Source organism: Mesorhizobium sp. ArgA1 (genome assembly GCF_053714375.1).
On the sequence record NZ_JBSKBQ010000001.1, the window covers coordinates 260,639 to 282,337 of the forward strand.

Consider the following 21,699-nt stretch of genomic DNA (forward strand, 5'->3'; position numbering starts at 1 on the left):
CCCATGAAGAGTTTGACAATACGCCACCGCATCCTCGTCAGTTTCGCTGCCGTCCTGGTGGTGATGTGCGTGATAGCCGTCGTCGCGTATGCCTGGTTTCTCCAGGCCGAGCAGGAGGCGACAGAGGTCGAAAAGGGCATCCTCCCGGACCTCTATCACAGCACCGAGATCATGATCGGCCAGATGACGGCCCATAGCCTGCTTCAGGAGTATGCGCTCCAAGACAACCCATCGGATAAACGCACGCTTGAAAGCGCGATCGCGACCAATCGCGACCAGGTGCAGCGGCAGATGGACGACTATGAAGCGACAATTGTCTCCGATGTCGACAAACAGAATTATGCGGCCGTCAAAGAACTCGCCAACCAATTTCGCCAAGCTGAAACTGCTGTGCTGGACGCAAGCAGGGCTGCCTTGTCGAAAGGTGAAACCCCAAATGAGGGCCCGGCCATCAAGGACACCACAGAGCCGATCTTTCTAAAATTGCAGTCCGCTCTGCAAGCCATGGTCGAGGACCACAGAGGCGAGGCAGACAGCGCGACGCAGCGGATCAGCTCGATCGTGAGAACGGCGGAATTGGGTTTGAGCGTTGGCTTGCTGGTAGCCCTCGGGCTGGCCCTGCTTTTGGGTTACCAGCTGTTTCGCGCCATCACAGGTCCGCTCACCCGTCTGGTCGACGCGGTTCAGTTGATGCGGCAAGGCGACTTCAGCGAACGCATCGAATTGAAGCGCCGGGACGAATTCAGCGTGCTTGCCGATGGCTTCAACGCAATGGCGGACGATCTCACCACCCTCATTGGGCAGGTTCAAAGGTCCAGCATCCAGGTCAGCACGTCGATCACGGGGATCGCCGCCACCTCCAAGGAACAGCAGGCAACCGCCACTGAAATCGCGGCGACCACCACAGAGATCCGCGCGACAGCCAAGGAAATCTCCGCTACGTCAAACGAGCTCGTCCGGACGATGAACGAGGTCTCGACAGTTGCCGAGCAGACGGCCGCCGTCGCCGGCGGAGGGCAAGCGGGACTAACCCGCATGGAAGAAACCATGCATCAGGTCATGGAAGCTGCGGCCGCCATCAATTCCAAACTGGCGATCCTGAGCGAGAAAGCCGGCAGCATCAACCAGGTGGTGACGACCATCACCAAAGTCGCCGATCAGACGAACTTGTTGTCGCTCAACGCTTCCATCGAGGCGGAGAAGGCAGGCCAATATGGCCGGGGCTTTGCAGTGGTGGCGACCGAAATCCGAAGGCTCGCGGACCAGACGGCCGTGTCCACCTACGATATCGAGCAGATGGTCAAGGACATCCAGTCGGCGGTCGCGGCCGGGGTGATGGGCATGGACAAGTTTTCAGAGCAGGTCCGCCGGGGCATGCAGGAAATCCAGCAGGTCGGCGGGCAACTGTTCGAAATCATTCAGCAGGTTCAGGGCCTGGTGCCACGTTTCGAAGTCGCCAATGAAGGCATGCAAGCCCAGGCGACCGGCGCCGGCCAGATCAGCGACACGCTGACCCAGTTGAGCGAGGCGGCTCAGCAAACAGTCGAATCTCTTCAGCAATCGACGCTCGCGATAGACGAGCTCAATCAAGTCTCGGGCGGGCTGCGAGGCAGCATTTCAAGGTTCAAGCTGAGAGCATAGCGAGCTCGCTGTCGGAGGTGACAATGCTATTCCTCGCCTTCAGCATGGGTACGGATCGCTACCTGATCGATGTGCACCAGATTGAAGAGGTGTTGCCCTATATCGATGTTAAAGCGCTGCCTGGCGCGCCGACCGGTGTGGTCGGTCTGGTCAACTATAACGGAACACCCATCCCGCTGATCGATGTTACTCTTCTGGCGCTTGGCCGCCCATCGGAGCCGCTGTTGAGCACCCGCATCGTTGTGACGCGCCATCCGACGCAAGATGGCGAGCAACGCCTGCTGGGGCTGATCGCGGAACGGGTGACGGATACGCTCGAACGGGACCCTGCTGATTTCGCGCCTTTCGGACTTGAGCCGGGAACGCCGCCCTATCTTGGTCCGGTGGCTTCGGATGGCCCGGAGATCATTCAGTGGGTCAAGGCGGAAGCGCTGCTTTCGGAAGAGATCCGTACCGCGTTGCTCCGCCAGGCCGAGATGGGTGGTTGATGACCGGTGCAGTCGAAAAGCTCCTGACGGAAACCATCGGACTGGACACTGCCAGCGTTGGTCCAACCGTGGTCCGTCAGGCGGTCAAAGACCGGATGGCAGCATGCCGGATAACCGACCCTCAGACCTATTGGGAACATCTGATCGGTTCCGCGCAGGAGCTGCAAGAGCTGATCAATGCGGTGGTGATACCGGAGACCTGGTTCTTTCGCGACCGGGAAGCGTTCACGATGCTGGCGCGGCATGCGCGCGCGAGCAAGCGCGCCCAGCCGATAAAAATCCTGAGCCTGCCATGTTCAACCGGCGAAGAGGCCTACTCGGTCGCCATGGCCATGTTCGATGCCGGCTTTGCGGCACACGAATTCAAGATCGATGCCGTCGACGTCAGCAGCCGCAATATCGCGATGGCTGAACGCGCTGTCTATGGGCGCAATTCGTTTCGGGGCAGCTATCTCGATTTCAAGGATCGCTATTTCGAAGCGGCCGAGGGCGGGTTGCGCCCGAATGCTGCGGTGCTGAAACAGGTTCGGTTCAGGGTCGGAAACCTGTTCGATTCTCGCGCGTCTTTCGGGCAAGAGGTCTATGACATCCTGCTCTGCCGCAATTTGCTGATCTATTTCAATCGAGAGCTGCAGGATCGCGCATTGATCTGCCTGAAGGACCTCATGGCCAAGGACGGACTTCTTCTGGTCGGTCCGGCGGAAGCGGCGCTTCCAAGGCTGCACGGCCTCGTTTCCGCTGAATGGCCACTGGCCTTCGCCTTCCTGAAGTCTGAGCCCGTGAAGACCGCGGCCCCGAAAGTTTCCGCCGCCGTTCCTGTGCGGCCCCCAACCCCGAAGGTCAACAAGGCCAAGCCTGTTGTTCCGCCTCGGCCGGCAATCGGTAAGGAAGGTCGCGTGCAGGCCACAGCCAAGCCGCTTGACCAGCTCGCGGCAAGCCTGATTGCGGTTGAGCGGATCGCCAATGCGGGCCGGGTAAAGGAGGCACAGGAAGTCGCCCTAGCGCATCTCAAGGCATTCGGTCCTTCGGCGGAAATCTTCTACCTGCTGGGCCTGGTCCAGGATGCGGATGGCGCTGCGCCCGAAGCTGCGCAAAGCTATCGGAGGGCGCTCTATCTCGCGCCAAATCATCGGGAAGCTCTCGTCCATCTGGCTTTGCTGCTTCGAAAGCAAGGCGATCATAGCGGCGCCCAGGCATTGGCCGGCCGGCTGGATCGGGCCCAGAAAAGGAGCGGCAGCTGATGGCGGCTTCGACAGGGATCGCTCAGCCGGTGGAGGAGATTGAAATCGACGACTGCTGGCGCCGGATCGGCGTGCGCGGCGACAAGTCATGTCCGCTGCTGGAGCAGCATCTCCACTGCCGAAATTGCCCCACCCAAAAGAAGATTGCACGGCGCCTCCTCGACCGTGCAGCGCCCTCGGCATATCGCGGCGAATGGCCTGACAAGTCTGGTCGTGCCGAGCTCGGTTTGGCGAACGACGAAGCGCTGCAGACTGCCGTCCTTTTCCGTTTGGGAGAGGAATGGCTGGCGCTTCCGGTCGGTATTTTTCATGAAGTGGCTGAATCCCGTCGTGTTCATTCGCTTCCACATCGCAGGAACAGCGCGGTGCTCGGCATTGCCAATGTCCGTGGTGAACTACTGATCTGCCTGTCGCTCGCTGAATTGCTGGGTATAGACGATCGCAAGGAGCGCGAACAAGGCGCACGAAGCAAGGCATTTCGCCGGCTGGTCGTGGTGGGCGAGCGCGACAAGCGGGTTGCTTTTACGGTCGACGAGATCCACGGCTTACACCGCTACCGGGAACAAGACACGCTCGCTGTGCCGGCCACGATCGGCAAGGCGCTGTCGGCCGCCACGGTTGCCGTGTTGCCCTGGCAGGGACGAGCCGTTGGCTGTCTCGACCCGGGACAATTGCTCACGATGCTAGATCGGAGCATCGCATGACAGACGAGGACTTCAGCCAGGTTTCGATGCTGAGCCTCTTCCAGGCCGAACTGGAGTCGCAATCGCAGGCTTTGACCTCCGGTCTTCTGGCACTCGAACGCGATCCTGTCGCCGCCGATGCCCTGGAAGCATGCATGCGGGCCGCGCATTCCCTGAAAGGAGCCGCCCGCATCATTGACCTGATGCCTGCAGTCAAAGTTGCAAACGCCATGGAAGATTGCCTGGTCGCCGCGCAACGCGGGCATCTCAGGGTGCGACGGGAGCATATCGATGCGCTTCTGCAAGGCACAGACCTTCTGAAGTTGATCGCATCGGGACCATCGAGCGAGAGCGTGTCCCCTGAAGTCGAAGCCTTTCTCGCCAAGTTTGCAAAATTGTCTCTCCCGGACGCCACCCATTTGCCCCGCAAATCCGAAATTGATTTCGCGGATGCCCAGGGGGAGCTGGCGACGACCCTTTCAGCGAGCCTCCTGGTGGGCGCGGAACCGCAAAGGCAAGGAAACATCGGCTCCGACAGAATGGTTCGGGTGACGGCGGACAGCCTGAACCGATTGCTCGGGCTGGCCGGCGAGTCGCTGATGGAAGCGCGGCGGCTCAGGCCGTTCGCCGACGGGCTGCTGCGGCTGAAGCGACTTCAATCGGACGTCGCAAGTGCGTTCGACGACCTTCATGCAGTGCTGCCGGCTGTTTCAAAGGACGAAGCAGTGGTGGAGGCGCTGGCCGAAGCGCAGCGAAAGCTTCGGCTGAGCCAGGCGTTCCTGGCGGAGCGTCTCGATGAACTGGATTCAGTAGATCGAAAGGCCACCGATCTTGCCAACAGATTGTACGACGAAACGTTGGCGAGCCGGATGCGGCCGTTTGAAGACGGCGTGCGGCACTATGCGAGGATGGTCCGCGACCTCGGTCGTACCCTCGGCAAGCGGGTGCGGCTGGAGATCGTAGGCGGCTCCACCGGCATCGACCGCGACATCCTCGAACAACTCGACGCACCTCTGGGGCATCTCCTGCGCAACGCCGTAGACCACGGGCTTGAACCGCCCGAGGAGCGGGTCGCGGCAGGCAAACCGGCAGAGGGTCTCATCAGGCTCGAAGCGCGGCACAATGCCGGCCTGCTGCAAATAACCGTGGTGGACGACGGCAGGGGCATCGACTTGGCGGAGCTACGCGAGACGATCGTCGCCCGGCAGCTCGCAACCAGGGAAAGTGCCGACACACTCAGCGAAACGGAATTGCTCGCCTTCCTGTTTCTGCCAGGCTTTTCGATGAAACTGGGCCTTACCGACGTCTCCGGCCGTGGTGTGGGGCTCGACGCTGTGCAGGCGATGACCAAGGAGGTCCGCGGTATCACCAGCGTCTCCTCGGAATTCGGGCACGGAACTAGGTTTCAACTGCAACTGCCGCTGACGTTGTCGGTCCTGCGCACGCTGCTCGTCGATGTCGATGGCGAGCCCTATGCGTTTCCGCTCGCTGCCATTTCGAAGACACTGAAATTGCAGCGGACGCAGATCAATCTCCTTCAGGGCCGGCCGCATTTTCGTCTGAACGACCGACAGATCGGGCTCGTCACGGCACGCGAGGTGCTGAACCGTGGTGAGCCCGGATCCGAACCGGACGCTCTCTCGGTCGTCGTCGTGGATGCCGGTCAGGGCGAAGCATACGGCATGATCGTCGATCGTTTCCTCGGCGAACGCGAGCTGGTGATCCGGCCTCTCGATCCCCGCTTTGCCAAGATCAAGGACATCAGCGCGGCGGCCCTGATGGAGGACGGTTCGCCTGTCCTGATCTTCGACGTGGATGATCTGATAAGATCGGTGGAGAAGCTTGCGTCATCCGGCGGATTTCGAGCCCTTCGGCGTGCCGCGGGCGGTCCAGAACTCGGCAGGCGCAAGCGCGTGCTGGTGATTGACGATTCACTCACGGTTCGCGAACTCCAGCGCAAGATGCTGGGCAATCACGGTTATGAGGTCGAAGTAGCGGTCGACGGCATGGACGGGTGGAATGCCGTCCGCTCCGGCCCCTTCGATCTTGTCGTCACCGACATCGACATGCCGCGTATGGACGGCATCGAGTTGGTGAGCTTGATCCGAAAGGACGCTCATCTCAAGAACACGCCTATCATGATCGTTTCGTACAAGGATCGCGAGGAAGACCGCTCGCGCGGACTTGACGCCGGCGCTGACTACTATCTGACCAAGGGCAGCTTTCAGGACGAGGCGCTGATTCATGCCGTCGTGGACATGATTGGCGAGGCGACCGGATGAGATCGAAATTGGAAGCCAACGAATGAGAATCGGCATAGTCAACGATATGCCGATGGCGGTCGAGCTTCTGCGCCGGCTGGTCGTGTCGACCCGCGAACATCAGGTCGCATGGATGGCGACCAATGGGCGTGAAGCGGTCGATGCCTGCAGACGTGACCTGCCGGATCTGATACTCATGGATCTAGCAATGCCAGAGATGGACGGCGTGGAAGCGACCCGCAAAATCATGGCAGAAACCCCGTGCTCGATCTTGCTGGTAACCGCCAGTATCGAAGCCAACGTCGCCGGGGTTTACGAAGCAATGGGTCATGGCGCGCTCGATGCAGTTGATATTCCGTCGGTGGGCATCGCTGGCAACGCCTCCTCGCAATCCGCACGGCTTCTGACCAACAAGATTGCAACGATCGGTAAGCTGGTCCGTGATGTGCCATCCAAGGCAGGCGGGCGGATATCAGTCGCAGCCGACCCCTCCCCTCGACGCCTGGTTGCGATCGGCGCCTCGGCGGGCGGGCCGGCTGCCGTTGCAAAGGTGCTCAGCGCATTTCCCATTGATTTTGGCGGCGCAATCGTGCTCGTCCAGCATCTCGATGCTCAGTTCATTCCAGGCCTTGCCGATTGGCTCGGGCAGCATACCCGGCTTCCGATCCGTGCGGCGCAGGAAAAGGACAGGCCTCAAGCGGGCACCGTTCTTATCGCCAGTTCGGATGATCATCTGGTTTTCAAGTCGGCTCAGCAACTTGGCTACACGTCCAGCCCCAAGGACAACGTCTATCGGCCGTCCGTGGATGTGTTTTTCGAAAGCGCGGCGCAATGGTGGCCGGGTTCGGTAATTGGGGTCCTGCTTACCGGCATGGGCAGGGATGGGGCGCGCGGGCTGAAACAACTCCGCGACAAGGGGCATCTCACAATCGCGCAGGATGAAGCAACCAGTGCCGTCTATGGCATGCCGAAGGCCGCCGCTGCGATCGGTGCGGCGGTAGATATTCTTCCTTTGAGCGCTATCGGCTTACGCATTATCGAAGCCTGCGGGCGCCCCACGTGAAAGGGCTCGTCTGATGACGCAAGATCCAGAGCCGGTGCCGCCACTGGCAGATAATTATTCGTCGATGGTTCTGCTCATCGATGATCAGGTCATGGTTTGCGAGGCGGTCAGGCGCGCCCTGGCCAACGAGCCCGATATCGCCTTGCACTTCTGCACCGACCCGTTGAAGGCGATGGCCGTCGCGGATGAGGTAAAGCCAACCGTTATCCTGCAGGACCTCGTCATGCCCGGGGTCGACGGGCTGCATCTGGTGAAGGAATACAGGAAGCACTCGTCGACACACTCGGTTCCAGTCATTGTGCTGTCGAGCAAGGAAGATCCAGCCACCAAGGGCGAAGCCTTCGCTGCCGGAGCCAACGACTATCTCGTCAAACTGCCGGATCGCATCGAGCTGATTGCGCGCATTCGATATCACACGCGGGCCTATCTGGATCATGTCCAGCGAGACGCGGCGTACCGCGCGCTGAGGGAAAGCCAGCGACAGCTGATCAGCGCAAATCTCGAGCTTGAGCGTTTGACGCGGATCGATGGCCTGACGGGTCTCGGCAACAGGCGCTATTTCGACGAATATCTGGCGGCTGAGTGGAAACGCGCTCTTCGCGCACAGTCCCCATTGTCGCTATTGATGATCGATGCCGACAACTTCAAACGATACAACGATGCCTATGGCCACATGGCCGGCGATGAGGTGCTCAAGCAAATCGCCCGGGTAATCCAGGGCAGTTCCGGCCGCTCCACCGATCTCGCTGCGCGCTACGGAGGCGAAGAGTTTGTCATCGTTCTGGTCGACACTTTGTTGGAACAATCGAGCAGCATTGCGGAGGGCCTTGTTCAGAGCGTGCGCGACTTGGACATACCGCACGGCGCGGGTCGCGTGACCATCAGCGTCGGCGTCGCGACAACAGTGCCCAAGGAGAACGAGACACCAAACGATTTCGTCAATGCCGCCGATCTGGCGCTCTTCCGCGCTAAGTCGGAAGGACGAGATCGAGTGGCGCTTCACGTCCCCCGCAGCTAGAGAGGTTCGATGGAGGGCCTGGTCGATGTATTCTTGGATGTCGGCCGTTCGCGGCTCGATCCTTTCCATACTTCGCGAAACTCGACCCACTCCTGGATGGGAGCGAAGAGGCTGGGAGGAGTCAATAAATCCCCAAAAGACAGGTTTAAATTCGCTTACAATTAAATCAGATAGTTATGCCAATGGTGGGCCCGGAGGATGCTTGGAAAACGAACATAATCAACAAGTTAGAATCCGGTGGGACCATCCGACATTCAAATCTGTCCCAATGCTTTTTCAATCTTTTTGTCCCACTCAACACGATTGCTTCTGCCTGTCGATCAAATGCGCCTCGCCCAAAGTGTACCGCATGGCGGTGCGAGAAGCGTCTGAAGTGTTTGCGTGAGGTAGTGATAGTATCGGGAACGGACATTTACATCGAGCGTGCTGAATGTCGTGAGTGGGCCCACTGCGGAATGGCGGATTCTGGCCTCCGAAAAACGATAGCGGACGTTCACCTGTTGAGCGCGCGTCTCTGACGGCTAGTTGCGCATACACGCGAGTGCTACGCTCTCAGCAAACCCACGTGGCGTCTTTGTAGTTCAGGAGGCATTGTGGCGCGCCCGGAACGAAAGCTTGTGGCGGTTCTGGCAGCGGACGTAGCTGGCTACTCGCGTTTGATGGGGGCCGATGAGGCCGAGACTCTCTTCCATCTAAAGGCACTGCGCGCGGAAGTGATCGATCCAAAGGTCGCGCAATTCAGGGGTCGGCTGGTCAGCACCGCGGGCGACAGTCTGCTGATCGAGTTCGCCAGCGCTGTCGATGCCTCGCACCGGGGCAAAAAACCAGATTGATGATCAGACCGGAGGCCCTTCGTCTGGACCGGGGACCGAAAAGTGTGGAGCTGGTCGTGGATATTATCGACGTTGCCTTCTATGGCGAACGGCGGCGCATCGTTGCGCGTACCAGCACTGGACAGGACATCGACATCAGGCCGACATTCTCCGCCACCGCTTCGCATGATGTGGCGCCGAGCCAACGTCAGGTCTTTTTCGACCCGAGCGCAGCGTTCCTGTTTCCCGCCTGACTCACCACACCGGATGGGGTCCGCCAGCAGTTCGACGAGTTGCCGCTGGCTGGGGCAAGACGGCGGACGGCAAGGTTGCGCCGGCCCGCGTGTCGCCCACCATGCAGATCATCGGCCTGCCGCCGGGCGTCCAGGACATCGTCGTCATCTTCGTGCTCGCGCTGGCCGGACGCCAAGCCCTGACACGGCGAACGCCGCCCGAACCGCCAGCCGACGATGCTAATCCCGCCATGCAGCCAGGCGAGGCAGGCATGACACGGCAACGAAGGCACTGGTCAAACCCGGAGGTTGTGGTAGAGTGATCATACCAGTCAATAACATGACGATAGGCACGGCCATCGTTGGAAATCGGGAGCAAGCATAGATGACGACGATTGCGCTGTTCGGGGCCGGCGGGAAAATGGGGTACCGCCTGTCGACCAATTTTCGCGGCTCGCCCTATACGATACGCCATGTCGAGGTCAGCGAGGCAGGCCGCGAGCGGCTGAAGTCGGGCCTGGGCTTCGATGCCGTTAGCGCCGATGAAGCGCTCGAAGACGCCGATGTGGTGATCCTGGCGGTACCCGATACGCATATCGGCAAGGTGGCGGCCAGCATCGATAGCAAGCTCGCGCCAGGCACGATGGTCGTCGTGCTTGACGCTGCCGCACCGTTCGCCGGCCATTTGCCGCAGCGGCCGGACCTGACTTATTTCGTCACCCATCCCTGCCATCCGCCGATCTTCAACGACGAAACCGACATGGCGGCGAAGAAGGACTATTTCGGCGGCGTCAAGGCCAAGCAGCATATGGTCAGCGCGCTGATGCAGGGACCGGAAGAGGATTTTGCCAAGGGCGAGGCGATCGCCAAGATCGTCTGGGCGCCGGTCATGCGCTCGCATCGTGTCACTGTCGATCAGATGGCGTTGCTGGAACCCGGCCTCTCGGAAACCGTATGCGCTTCGCTGCTTGTCGTCATGAAGGAAGCCGTCGACGAGGTCGTGGCGCGCGGCGTCGACAAGCAAGCCGCGCTCGACTTCCTGCTCGGCCATATGAACGTGCTTGGCGCCGTCATTTTCGGCGAAACCAAGGGCGTGTTCTCCGACGCCTGCAACAAGGCGATCGAGTTCGGCAAGCCGGTGTTGATGCGCGACGACTGGAAGCGGGTGTTCGAGCCGGAAGAGATCGCCGCGAGCATTCAGCGCATCACCTGAGGTCTATCCAAGCACTTGCCGGAACGCCTGGAAGCGTCGGCGCATCGTCGCCGACGCCTAGCTTAGAACGCTCATCAGGTACATATCATCTGAATTTGTGATTGACTCATCATACCAGTTGGCTTAGCTGTTTATGGGCTCGGATCGACAAGGTTTCGAAGGGAGTTCGAAGCCTGGACGAGTGGAGGGATGGTCGGGGGCCTACGATCGTTTGGGGGAAGCCGGAAACCGGCCTTTGAGCCCGAAACGCTCGGTGGCCCGCGCTGCGCGACGAATTCGAATGCAGACAATGGCCTTGGTTGATCAAGGCAGTTTTTCAAACGGGAGGACATCATGAAACTCACACGCAGAATGACACTTGCGGCTTTTGCCGGCATGTTGGCGCTTGGCACGGCGGCACCAGCCTATGCGGCCGACCTCATCGCCATCATCACGCCCTCGCACGACAATCCGTTCTTCAAGGCGGAAGCTGTCGGTGCCGAAGCCAAGGCCAAGGAACTCGGCTATGAAGCGCTGGTGCTCGTTCATGACGACGATGCCAACAAGCAGTCCGAACTGATCGACACGGCGATCGGTCGCGGCGCCAAGGCCATCGTTCTCGACAATGCCGGCGCCGACGCCACCGTAGCCGCCGTGCAGAAGGCCAAGGATGCGGGCGTTCCTTCGTTCCTGATCGACCGCGAGATCAATGCCACCGGCGTCGCCGTCGCGCAGATCGTCTCCAACAACTACCAGGGCGCCCAGCTCGGCGCGCAGGAGTTCGTCAAGCTGATGGGCGAGAAGGGCAATTTCGTCGAATTGGTCGGCAAGGAATCCGACACCAATGCCGGCATCCGCTCGAAGGGTTATCACGACGTCATCGATGACTATCCGGATCTGAAGATGGTCGCCCAGCAGTCGGCCAACTGGAGCCAGACCGAGGCCTACGCCAAGATGGAATCGATCCTGCAGGCCAATCCCGACATCAAGGGCGTCATCTCCGGCAACGACACGATGGCGATGGGCGCCTATGCGGCGCTGGTCGCAGCAAACCGCAAGGACGTCATCGTTGTCGGCTTCGACGGATCGAACGACGTGCGCGATTCGATCACCGCGGGCGGCATCAAGGCAACCGTCCTGCAGCCGGCTTATGCGCAGGCGCAGATAGCGGTCGAGCAGGCCAACGATTTCATCAAGAACAAGAAGTCGCCCGAAAAGGAGAAGCAGTTGATGGACTGCGTTCTGGTCAATGGCGACAATGCTCCCAAGCTGGAAACTTTTGCGCTGACCAACTGAGCCGGCGTGACATGAATAGCGAGGGGCGAATCTCGGTTCGTCCCTCGCCGCCATTTTCCGTGGGTGCCGACCGCCATGCTGAACAACAGGCCATCATGCTGAACAACAAGCCGAACTGGCCGATCCTTGTCGTTGCAGTCGGAATCAGCCTGACTGCCTGCAAGATTCTCCCGACGCCTTCGGGGGACAGCGGCAACGCCTTCAACCCCGACAAGATGGTAGAGGAGATCTGGGCGGCGAAGGTCGTGCCCTATCTCCAGCGGAAGGCCGGACTGTTTGCCGAGGTTCACGCGCTGGCGAAAACCGATCCCGCTTCTGCCGGCGCCAAATATGGCAATCCGAACAAGCAGGCGAATTCGCCATGGACCTTCGCGGTTCGCGTCGAGGGCAAGATCATCGCCGCCAACACGGCGTCGCGCGCGGCGACGATGGATATCGATGTCGATGGCGACGGCAAGGCCGATGCGCGGGTGCAGATCGGACCCGCGATGCGGGGAACCGCGCTGCGCGACAGCCTCGATTTCATCCAGTTCAACGATTTTACCAATCAGATCGACTTCGCCCAGTTCGGCAAGGCGTTCAACGCTTATGCCGACAAGATCGTGCTTTCCAAACTGCCGCGCGACGCATTGGAAGGCCGGACCGCCAAAGTTCTCGGCGCCTATACGCTCGAAAGCGGCCAGGACCTGCCGCTGGTGACGCCGGCGGAGGCAGAAATCGGGCCGAAACCATGAGTGCCGCCTCCGCTCACGATGTCATCCTGAAGCTGGAAGACGTCTCCAAGGTCTATTCCGGCACCGTTGCGGTTAAGCGCGCGAATTTCGAGGTGCGCAAGGGCGCGGTCAATGTGCTGGTCGGCGAAAACGGCGCCGGCAAATCGACGCTGATGAAGATCATCGCCGGTGTCGAACAACCGACGCTCGGCCGGATCCTTCTGGAAGGGGAGGAGGTTTCCTTCTCGTCATCGGGAGATGCGGTGAACCGCGGCATCGGCATGGTGTTCCAGGAGCTGAACCTGTTCGGCAATCTGACCGTCGCCGAAAACATTTTCGCCAAGCGCGAGATCACCAACAGGTTCCGCAAGATCGACCGCAAGGAGCAGGAACGCCGCGCGGCGCAATTTCTCGAACGGCTGCAAGCTGGCATAAGGCCCGACATGCTGGTCGAGGATCTGCGCATCGGCCAGCAGCAACTGGTCGAGATCGCCAAGGCGGTTTCGCTCGATGCGCGCATCCTGATCATGGACGAGCCGACCTCGGCGCTGAGTGCTGCGGAAGTCGAGATACTGTTCAAGGTGATCGCCGACCTCAAGGCGCGCGGCGTGGCCATCGTCTACATCTCGCACCGGCTGGAAGAGCTGATCCGCATCGGCGACTACATCACCGTGCTGCGCGACGGGCACATCACCGGCCAGGAAGAAATGAAAAACGTCGACACGCGGTGGATCGTGCGGCAGATGATCGGCTCCGACGCCAAGGATTTTGCCAAGGCCGACGGCCATGTCCCGGGCGACGAAATATTCCGCGCCGAAGACATCTGCCTGCCGCGCGCGACCGGCGGGCTGGCGGTCGACCATGTGTCGCTGTCGCTGCGCGCCGGCGAGATTCTGGGCATCTACGGCCTGATGGGCGCCGGCCGTAGCGAGCTGTTCGACTGCATCATGGGCCGCCATGGCCAGGCCACCGGAACGATCTTCATCGCCGGCAAGAATGTCAAGGAGCGCGACACGACGCGGCGCATCCGGCGCGGACTGGCGCTGATCCCCGAAGACCGTCAGCGCGAAGGACTGGTGTCGATCCTCTCGGTGGCCAGCAACCTGACGCTGGCCAGCCTGTCGCGGTTTGTCCGCCTGTTCCACATCCGTGGCGGCCCCGAAAGGCAGGCTGTGACGCAGATGGTTCGGGAACTGGCGATCAAGGTCGCCGACCCGGCGCAGGAGGTCTCATCGCTGTCCGGCGGCAACCAGCAAAAGGTGGTGATCGGCAAGGCGCTGCTCACCGGGCCGAAGGTGCTGCTGATGGATGAGCCCAGCCGTGGCATCGATGTCGGCGCCAAAGCCGACGTCTTCCGCACCATGCGCAAACTGTCGCGCGACGGATTGGGCATTCTCTTCGCCACCTCCGATCTCGACGAGGTGATTGCACTGTCCGACCGCATTGCGGTGATGAGCAATGGAAAACTGACCGGCATGTTCGATCGCGCCGAGGCGACGGAAGCAGCCCTGGTAGCCGCCTCGGCACTTGGCCACGGACCGGCCCCGCACACGGAGAGCCCATGACTGATATCCCGGCCAAGGCGGCCTCCTCCTCCGTCTCGAGCGGCTCGCTGCTGCTGACGTTGATGAAGGCGAGAACCTTCATCGCGCTGATCGCCGTGCTGATCTTCTTTTCGATTGCGGCGCCGAACTTCCTGTCGACCGCCAATCTGATCCTGATGTCGAAACATGTGGCGCTGAACGCCTTCCTGGCGATGGGCATGACCTTCGTCATCATCACTGGCGGCATCGACCTGTCGGTGGGCTCGATCGTCGGCCTGTGCGGGATGGTCGCCGGCTATCTCGTGCTCAACGGCATCGACCTGCAGATTGGCTACACTATCTATTTCAACGTGGTCGAGATCGCGCTGATCACGCTGGCGGTCGGCATTCTGATCGGCGCCGTCAACGGATTGCTGATCACCAGGCTGAATGTCGCGCCGTTCATCGCGACGCTTGGCGTGCTCTATGTCGCGCGCGGCCTGGCGCTGCTGTTGTCGGATGGCCGCACTTTCCCGAACCTGGTCGGCAAGCCTGAGCTCGGCACTACCGGCTTCGGCTTCCTTGGCGCCGGGCGGTTGCTCGGCCTGCCGGTGGCGATCTGGATCCTGATCGTCGTTGCGCTGGCGGCGGCCTATCTCGCCAAATACACGCCGCTCGGCCGCCACATCTTCGCTGTCGGTGGCAATGAGCGGGCGTCGCGAATTTCGGGCGTTCGTGTCAACATGGTGAAGATGTTCGTCTACATGTTCTCCGGTTTCTGCGCGGCGATCGTCGGCCTGATCATCTCGTCGGAACTGATGGCCTCGCATCCGGCGACAGGCGAGAGTTTCGAGCTCAACGCGATTGCGGCGGCCGTGCTTGGCGGCACCTCGATGTCGGGCGGGCGCGGCACGATCGGCGGCACCATCGTCGGCGCCTTCGTCATCGGCATCCTCTCCGACGGGTTGGTGATGATGGGGGTGAGTTCGTTCTGGCAGATGGTGATCAAGGGCCTGGTCATCATCGTCGCCGTTGTCGTCGACCAGGCGCAGCGTCGGCTGCAGAGCCGGGTGACACTGATGCAGATGGCAAAGGCAGGCTGAACATGGCGGAGTTGCGGGGAGCGTTGATCGGTTGCGGCTTCTTTGCCGTCAACCAGATGCATGCCTGGCGCGACATTGAAGGCGCCTCGATCGTCGCCATTTGCGACAGCGACCCGGAACGGCTGCGCATCGTTGGTGACCAGTTCGGCATCGCGAAGCGCTACACCGAAGCGGCCGAACTTTTTGCCAGCGAGAGGCTGGATTTCGTCGATATCGCCACCACGACGCCTAGCCATCGTCCACTGGTCGAGATGGCGGCGCGTTATCGTGTGCCGGTGATCTGCCAAAAGCCGTTCGCGCCGACGCTGGCCGACGCCAAGGCCATGGTGAAGGCCTGTGCCGATGCCGGCGTACCGCTGATGGTGCATGAGAATTTCCGCTGGCAGTCACCGATCCAGGCGGTGCGCGCCGTGCTCGACAGCGGCGAGATCGGCACGCCCTTCTTCGGGCGGATTTCCTTCCGCTCGGGCTATGACGTGTTTTCAGGACAGCCTTATCTGGCGACGGGCAGGCGCTTCATCATCGAGGATCTCGGCATCCACATCCTCGATATCGCCCGCTTCCTGCTCGGCGACGTGTCGAGCCTCACCGCCCGCACGGCGCGCATCAATCCAGCCATTGCCGGCGAGGACGTCGCGACGATGCTGATGGACCACCAGAACGGCGCCACCTCTGTCGTCGATTGCAGCTACGCGACGAAGCTTGCCGTGGAGCCGTTCCCCGAAACGCTGATCGAGATCGACGGCAGCGACGGCACAATCCGGCTGGCGCAGGGCTACCGGCTCACCGTCACCGGCAGGAACGGCACACGGGTCACCGACGTCTCGCCGCCGCTGTTGCCCTGGGCATCGCGCCCATGGCACAACATCCAGGAGAGCGTCGTTGCCATCCAGCGGCACTGGGTCGACTGCCTGGCTAAGGGGATAGAACCGGCGACCTCGGGCGCCGACAATCTCAAGACATTCGCGTTGGTCGAGGCCGCTTATACGGGTGCAGCGAGCCGGGAGCCGTTGCAGCTCGACGCTTTGCTGAAATGACCGCCGACGCTTTCCTCCTCTATGGCACGCATGTGGTCGAAGCTGCGCCGGTCAGGCTCAGCGCCAGCGCGCTCAGCGCGGACTTCGTCAATGGCAATCTGCGCACCATCCGTCTTGGCGGCATCGAAGTGCTGCGGGCCATCGCCTACATCGTGCGCGATCGCGACTGGGGCACTTACGAGCCTGAACTGACGGACCTTGTCATCAACCAGGGCGCCGACACTTTCTCGGTCAGCTACACAGCAAATTGCACCGGGCCGGACGCGAGCCGGCTCGCCTTTCGCGCCACCATCAAAGGCTCTGATGGCCATCTGGTCTTCGACGTGAGTACCCTGCCCGAGAGCGACTTCGAGACCAATCGCTGCGGCTTCTGCGTCCTGCATCCGATCGCAGGCCTCGCCGGCAGTCCGGTCACGGTGGAGCACACCGACGAAAGCGTGGTGAATACCAGGCTGCCTGACCTCATCGATCCTTGGCAGCCGTTCAAGGACTTGCGCGCCATCACCCATGAGGTGCGGCCCGGCGTCACCGCCGAGTGCCGGATGGAGGGCGACATCTTCGAGATGGAGGACCAGCGCAACTGGTCGGACGCCTCCTATAAGACCTATGTGCGGCCGCTGGCGCTGCCATGGCCCTATGTGTTGCCGGCCGGCGAGCCGGTGCTTCAGACGATCCGCCTGCGCATCACCGGCAAGGCAACGGCCGCCGCAGCTGCGGCTGATATCGCGCCGGTCCTCATCGAACTCGGCGAAGCGGGACCGAGACTGCCTGACATCGGTGTGGTCATCTATCCCGAAGACGTCGAAGCGACGCTTGCCAACCTGCCGGATCTGGCTGGACTCGGCCCGCAGCAATTGCTGCTTCACTTCGATCCAACGCGCGGTCACGGCATCGAGGCACTGCTCGCCCATGCCAAGCTCGCCGCCGCGCTGCCGGCGGCAACGACGCTCGAATGCGTGGTCGCCTGCAGCGGCGATCTCGATGCCGAACTCTCCGACGTCGCCGAGATGGTGCGGCGGTCCGGTCTGCGGCTCGATGCCATCGCGGTGTCGCCGTCGGTCGACCGGCAATCCACGCCGCCGGGTAGCGCCTGGCCGGCATGCCCGCTGCTGGGGGATGTCTACGCCGCCGCGCGCCGGGCCTTTCCCGATATCCGCCTCGGCGGCGGCATGTTCAGCTATTTCACCGAGCTCAACCGCAAGCGGGTTCCGGCCGGGCTGCTCGATTTCGTTACGCATTGCACGTGCCCGCTCGTGCATGCCGCCGACGATCTCAGCGTCATGCAGTCGCTGGAGGCTTTGCCGTTCATCACGCGGTCGGCGCGGGCGATCTTCGGCGCGAAGCCGTACCGGATCGGCCCTTCGACGATCACCATGCGGCAGAACCCCTATGGCGGCGCGACCAAGGACAATCCCCAGGAACAGCGCATCGCCATGGCGAATCGCGATCCGCGCCACAACGGCCAGTTCGCCGCCGCGTGGACGATCGGCTATGCCGCGCGCGTCGCGCCGGCCGGGCTGGAGATGCTAACGCTTTCGAGCTTCACCGGTCCGTTCGGTGTGCTGGCGGCGTCAGGCGAACCCACCGCGGAGGGATCACCGCGACCGATCTTCCAGGCTATCAAAGGGCTCTGCAAGCTGGCCGGGCTCGCGCATGTCCCGACCAGGACGAGCGACGAGGCGCGCGTTGCCGCACTAGCAGCCCGCGCTGGCTCGGGCGAGACCATCGTGTGGCTCGCCAATCTGACAGCACAGGATGTTCAGGTCGACGCTTCCGCGCTTGGCCAAGGCCATCTGGTGATGTCGCCCTACGCCATTACGCGGATCGGCTAAGCTTACTTCTCGGAGTTCATCACGTAGAGCGCGCGCGAGCGCTCGAGGTGCTTGATCATCGCCTTCTCGGCGCCATCGGCATCCCTGTGCTCGATGCGGTCGACGATCTCCTCGTGTTCGGTGAGCGTGTACTTTTCCTTGCCGGTCCAGATCAGCATCTCGGTGTGGTACTCCTTCAGCCAGCCGAGCATGGCTTCGCTGACGGCGACGTAGATCGGGTTGCCCGATATCATCGCGATCTGGGTGTGAAACTTCATGTCGGCGGAGATGAAAGCCTCGGAATCGCCACGCGCGGCGCGCTGCTCGGCCACCGTTGCCTTAAGCCGCTGCACGTCCTCGGCGGTGGCCTTTTCGGCGGCTTCCCTGACCATGCCGCGCTCGAAGAAAATGCGCGCGCTCTTGAGGTGCTCGAGGGTGTCCTTCGACGACGAGAGAATGATCTTGGCCGCGCCATCGACCTGCTTGATGATCGACTTCGCGGTCAGTTGCAGCACTTTGGCGCGCTCCCCATGTGAGATCGCGACGAGCCCCATATTGCTCAGCGCCTGCATCGCCTCGCGGATCGCCGGCCGGCCCACCTCGAAACGCTCCATCAATTCGCGCTCCGACGGCATGTCGTCACCGGGCCGCAATTCGCCGCTGGTGATCAGCCGCTGCAGCCGTGCAAAGACTTCATCGGAAAGCTTGCGCCGGACGATCGGCTCCGAACGGTTCATCGTCGCGAATCACTCCTTTGAGCTATGTCTATCTAGCATTGCCACAGCTGTTCCCGGAATGGCTGTGGCCCTGATCGCTCATAGCCGCAAGACAGGATATTGCTTGCAAAGCTTATGTACTCATTATACCAGATTTCGACGATCACGGAACTCTTTTCGAACCTCCTTCGGTCCCAGGCAATGATCACCCTCACCTACCGGATCGAAACGTCAGGCAGCATCGACGCGCTGGCAGCCAAGATCGCCAGCGACCAGTCAACCGGAACCTTCGTTGCGCTGCCCGGCGAGACCGAGGAGCTCAAGGCCCGGGTGGCGGCGCGCGTCCTGGCGATACGGCATCTGCCCGACGCCGAGCGGCCCTCCATCCCGGAAACCGGTAGTGGACCGTTCAAGCGCGCGGACATCGACATCGCCTTTCCTCTGGATGCCATCGGTACAGACCTATCAGCGCTGATGACCATCGCCATTGGCGGCACCTACTCGATCAAGGGCCTGTCCGGCATCCGCGTGGTCGACATGAAGCTGCCGGACGAGTACCAGGGGGCGCATCCGGGTCCGCAGTTCGGCGTTGCCGGCAGCCGCAGGCTGACCGGCGTCACGGATCGCCCGATCATCGGCACTATCGTCAAACCGGCGCTAGGGTTGCGGCCGCACGAGACGGCCGAAATGGTGGGCGAACTGATCGCGGCCGGCGTCGACTTCATCAAGGACGACGAAAAGCTGATGAGCCCTGCCTATTCTCCCTTGGCGGAACGGGTGAAGGCGATCATGCCGCTGATCCTCGACCACGAGCAGAAGACCGGCAAGAAGGTGATGTACGCCTTCGGCATCTCGCATGCCGATCCCGACGAGATGATGCGCAACCATGATCTCGTGGCCGCAGCCGGCGGCAATTGCGCCGTCGTCAACATCAACTCCATCGGCTTCGGTGGCATGGCATACCTTAGAAAACGCTCCGGCCTAGTGTTGCACGCGCATCGGAATGGCTGGGACATCCTCACCCGCCATCCCGGCCTCGGCATGGATTTCAGGGTCTGGCAGCAGTTCTGGCGGCTGCTCGGCGTCGACCAGTTCCAGATCAACGGCATCGCCTCGAAATACTGGGAGCCCGACGAGTCCTTCATCCGCTCCTTCGAGGCAATTACGACGCCACTGTTTTCGCCCGACGATTGCGCGCTGCCCGTGGCCGGTTCGGGTCAGTGGGGCGGACAGGCGCCCGAAACCTACGAACGCACCGGCCGCACCGTCGATCTTCTTTATTTGTGCGGCGGAGGCATCGTCAGCCATCCGGACGGACCCGGCGCCGGCGTGCGCGCCGTGCAGCAGGCTTGGCAGGCGGCGGTCGAGGGCATTGCGCTCACGGACTTCGCAAAGAGCCATGCCGAGCTGGCGCGCTCGATCGAGAAATTCGGCGACGGCAAGGCGGCCTGAGCCATGCAGGACCTTCTGCTCAGCTATTATGGCGACGACCTCACCGGCTCGACCGATGTGATGGAGGCGCTGGAGCTCGGTGGCGTGCCGACCGTGCTGTTCATGCGCCAGCCGGACGCGGCGCAGCTGGCGCAATTCCCGCACTGCCGCGCGGTTGGCCTCGCGGGCACCAGCCGCAGCGAGACACCGCAATGGATGGACACGCATCTCAAGGATGCCTTCGCCTGGCTGAAGACGTTGAACGCCGCCATCTGTCACTACAAGGTTTGCTCGACCTTCGATTCCAGCCCAACGATCGGCAGCATCGGCCGGGCGATCGAGATCGGCCGTTCGGTCTTCGCGCAGGCCAGCGTGCCACTGCTGGTCGGCGCGCCGCAGCTCAAGCGATACACCGCCTTCGGCCATCTGTTCGCGGCCTATCGCGACAGATACTACCGCATCGATCGCCATCCGGTGATGAGCCGCCATCCGACGACGCCGATGGACGAGGCCGATCTTCTGATCCACCTGTCGCGGCAGACCGCGCTGCCCTCGGGATTGCTCGACCTCGCGACGCTGCGTTCGACCAACCGGTCGACGGTCTTCGATCGCCTCGCTGAGGCTGGTGCCGCGATCGTGCTCATCGATGTCGACAGTCCGGAAAGCCAAGCGCTTGCTGGCAGGGAGATCTGGCGCAGCCGCAAGCCCGGTGGTTCCTTCGTCGTCGGCTCGTCCGGCATCGAGTACGCGCTGCTTGCCGAATGGGCGGAGACTGCCGCCGTTGACGCCGAGTCCCGCTTTTCGCCACCCGGCACTGCCGGCCGCGTCGCGGTGGTCTCGGGGAGTTGCTCACCGACGACCGAGCGGCAGATTCGCCATGCGCTGACCGATGGATTCGACGGCATCGAAGTCGATCCCATCGAACTGGTCTCTGGGAATTCCGAACAGGCGATAGCGCGCGCGGCAGCAAGCGGCCGCGCCGGCCTGGAAGCCGGGCGCAGCGTCATCCTCTACACCGCGCTCGGACCCACGGCCGATCGCGGCGCCGAGATCGACCGTGAGCAAGGCGCTCGCCATAAGCTAGGCCGCGGCCTCGGCACGCTGCTGCGGCAACTGGCCGAGGAGCAGGACCTGAAGCGCGTCATCATTGCAGGCGGCGATACGTCCAGCCATGCGCTGGGACAGATGGGCGTCGATGCACTGACGGTCAGGATGCCGCTGCCCGCCTCGCCCGGCTCCCCGCTGTGCGTCGCCCATTCGCGCATCAAGGCAATCGACGGGCTGGAAGTGGCGCTGAAGGGCGGACAGGTCGGAACCGATCGCTATTTCTCAGCCATCCGTGATGGCGTTGGCGGCTAGCGGCGCCCTGCCCCACACAGGTTAAGGGAAAAAAGCAGCCAGGGCCTGCGTGCATATCCTGGCGGCAGGTGAAGAACT

20 protein-coding genes are annotated in these 21,699 nt (G+C 62.0%); 19 read left to right on the forward strand and 1 reads right to left on the reverse strand.

All coding sequences use genetic code 11. From position 1 onward, the window contains the following. The first annotated feature begins 3 nt into the window (after nucleotides 1-3). The 17 genes from ACWGTI_RS01155 (at nucleotide 4) to apnL (ending at nucleotide 18,136) form a co-directional block, all read left to right on the forward strand. Nucleotides 4-1,641 carry a methyl-accepting chemotaxis protein gene (locus ACWGTI_RS01155; RefSeq protein ID WP_454585424.1) on the forward strand — a complete coding sequence of 546 codons (1,638 nt, stop codon included), beginning with the start codon at nucleotides 4-6 and terminating at the stop codon, nucleotides 1,639-1,641. A 23-nt stretch (nucleotides 1,642-1,664) separates the two neighbouring features. Then, entirely contained in the window at nucleotides 1,665-2,129 is a 465-nt protein-coding gene (locus tag ACWGTI_RS01160; protein WP_454585425.1) for a chemotaxis protein CheW, read from the forward strand. Beyond that, nucleotides 2,129-3,370 carry a CheR family methyltransferase gene (locus ACWGTI_RS01165; protein ID WP_454585426.1) on the forward strand — a complete coding sequence of 414 codons (1,242 nt, stop codon included), beginning with the start codon at nucleotides 2,129-2,131 and terminating at the stop codon, nucleotides 3,368-3,370. The genes ACWGTI_RS01160 and ACWGTI_RS01165 overlap by 1 nt, the downstream gene beginning before the upstream one ends. Then, nucleotides 3,370-4,074 (forward strand): chemotaxis protein CheW, encoded by a 705-nt coding sequence (locus tag ACWGTI_RS01170; protein ID WP_454585427.1) that lies wholly within the window; start codon nucleotides 3,370-3,372, stop codon nucleotides 4,072-4,074. Before ACWGTI_RS01165 ends, ACWGTI_RS01170 begins: the two co-directional genes overlap by 1 nt. Continuing rightward, entirely contained in the window at nucleotides 4,071-6,335 is a 2,265-nt protein-coding gene (locus tag ACWGTI_RS01175) for a hybrid sensor histidine kinase/response regulator (protein WP_454585428.1), read from the forward strand. Before ACWGTI_RS01170 ends, ACWGTI_RS01175 begins: the two co-directional genes overlap by 4 nt. Before the next feature lie 22 nt (nucleotides 6,336-6,357). Beyond that, a complete protein-coding gene (gene cheB, locus ACWGTI_RS01180) occupies nucleotides 6,358-7,377 on the forward strand; it encodes a chemotaxis-specific protein-glutamate methyltransferase CheB (protein WP_454576290.1) in 1,020 nt (339 codons plus the stop codon). 64 nt (nucleotides 7,378-7,441) lie between these two features. Then, nucleotides 7,442-8,395, forward strand: coding sequence for a diguanylate cyclase (locus ACWGTI_RS01185; RefSeq protein ID WP_454586457.1), 954 nt, complete (start codon nucleotides 7,442-7,444; stop codon nucleotides 8,393-8,395). A 593-nt stretch (nucleotides 8,396-8,988) separates the two neighbouring features. Then, complete coding sequence (locus ACWGTI_RS01190; protein WP_454585429.1) at nucleotides 8,989-9,228, forward strand: hypothetical protein; 240 nt, start codon at nucleotides 8,989-8,991, stop codon at nucleotides 9,226-9,228. A 56-nt stretch (nucleotides 9,229-9,284) separates the two neighbouring features. Next, the gene (locus tag ACWGTI_RS01195) at nucleotides 9,285-9,461 is read left to right on the forward strand and encodes a hypothetical protein (RefSeq protein WP_454585430.1); all 177 of its coding nucleotides are present in this window, start codon (nucleotides 9,285-9,287) and stop codon (nucleotides 9,459-9,461) included. An 89-nt stretch (nucleotides 9,462-9,550) separates the two neighbouring features. Continuing rightward, nucleotides 9,551-9,763, forward strand: a complete 213-nt coding sequence (locus ACWGTI_RS01200) for a hypothetical protein (RefSeq protein ID WP_454585431.1) — start codon at nucleotides 9,551-9,553, stop codon at nucleotides 9,761-9,763. A 62-nt stretch (nucleotides 9,764-9,825) separates the two neighbouring features. Then, the gene (locus tag ACWGTI_RS01205; RefSeq protein WP_454585432.1) at nucleotides 9,826-10,653 is read left to right on the forward strand and encodes a phosphogluconate dehydrogenase C-terminal domain-containing protein; all 828 of its coding nucleotides are present in this window, start codon (nucleotides 9,826-9,828) and stop codon (nucleotides 10,651-10,653) included. Between the two features lie 333 nt (nucleotides 10,654-10,986). Continuing rightward, the gene (locus ACWGTI_RS01210) at nucleotides 10,987-11,928 is read left to right on the forward strand and encodes a substrate-binding domain-containing protein (protein WP_454585433.1); all 942 of its coding nucleotides are present in this window, start codon (nucleotides 10,987-10,989) and stop codon (nucleotides 11,926-11,928) included. 95 nt (nucleotides 11,929-12,023) lie between these two features. Further along, nucleotides 12,024-12,662: a DUF2291 family protein gene (locus tag ACWGTI_RS01215; RefSeq protein ID WP_454585434.1), complete on the forward strand. Its 639-nt coding sequence runs from the start codon at nucleotides 12,024-12,026 to the stop codon at nucleotides 12,660-12,662. Continuing rightward, nucleotides 12,659-14,206 (forward strand): sugar ABC transporter ATP-binding protein, encoded by a 1,548-nt coding sequence (locus tag ACWGTI_RS01220; RefSeq protein ID WP_454585435.1) that lies wholly within the window; start codon nucleotides 12,659-12,661, stop codon nucleotides 14,204-14,206. The genes ACWGTI_RS01215 and ACWGTI_RS01220 overlap by 4 nt, the downstream gene beginning before the upstream one ends. Next, on the forward strand, nucleotides 14,203-15,267 hold the full coding sequence (locus tag ACWGTI_RS01225) for an ABC transporter permease (RefSeq protein ID WP_454585436.1): 1,065 nt from the start codon (nucleotides 14,203-14,205) through the stop codon (nucleotides 15,265-15,267). The genes ACWGTI_RS01220 and ACWGTI_RS01225 overlap by 4 nt, the downstream gene beginning before the upstream one ends. Nucleotides 15,268-15,269: 2 nt before the next feature. Next, on the forward strand, nucleotides 15,270-16,304 hold the full coding sequence (locus ACWGTI_RS01230; RefSeq protein WP_454585437.1) for a Gfo/Idh/MocA family protein: 1,035 nt from the start codon (nucleotides 15,270-15,272) through the stop codon (nucleotides 16,302-16,304). Continuing rightward, entirely contained in the window at nucleotides 16,301-18,136 is a 1,836-nt protein-coding gene (gene apnL, locus ACWGTI_RS01235) for a D-apionate lactonase (protein WP_454585438.1), read from the forward strand. Before ACWGTI_RS01230 ends, apnL begins: the two co-directional genes overlap by 4 nt. A 2-nt stretch (nucleotides 18,137-18,138) precedes the next feature. Here apnL and ACWGTI_RS01240 read toward each other — a convergent pair whose 3' ends face one another. Further along, the gene (locus ACWGTI_RS01240; protein ID WP_454585439.1) at nucleotides 18,139-18,852 is read right to left on the reverse strand and encodes a transcriptional regulator NanR; all 714 of its coding nucleotides are present in this window, start codon (nucleotides 18,850-18,852) and stop codon (nucleotides 18,139-18,141) included. A 180-nt stretch (nucleotides 18,853-19,032) separates the two neighbouring features. Here ACWGTI_RS01240 and oiaX point away from each other — a divergent pair, with 180 nt between their 5' ends. Both oiaX and ACWGTI_RS01250 read left to right on the forward strand, forming a co-directional pair. Next, on the forward strand, nucleotides 19,033-20,283 hold the full coding sequence (oiaX, locus tag ACWGTI_RS01245; protein WP_454585440.1) for a 3-oxo-isoapionate-4-phosphate decarboxylase OiaX: 1,251 nt from the start codon (nucleotides 19,033-19,035) through the stop codon (nucleotides 20,281-20,283). 3 nt (nucleotides 20,284-20,286) lie between these two features. Further along, nucleotides 20,287-21,621 (forward strand): four-carbon acid sugar kinase family protein, encoded by a 1,335-nt coding sequence (locus ACWGTI_RS01250; RefSeq protein ID WP_454585441.1) that lies wholly within the window; start codon nucleotides 20,287-20,289, stop codon nucleotides 21,619-21,621. Nucleotides 21,622-21,699 lie beyond the last annotated feature (78 nt).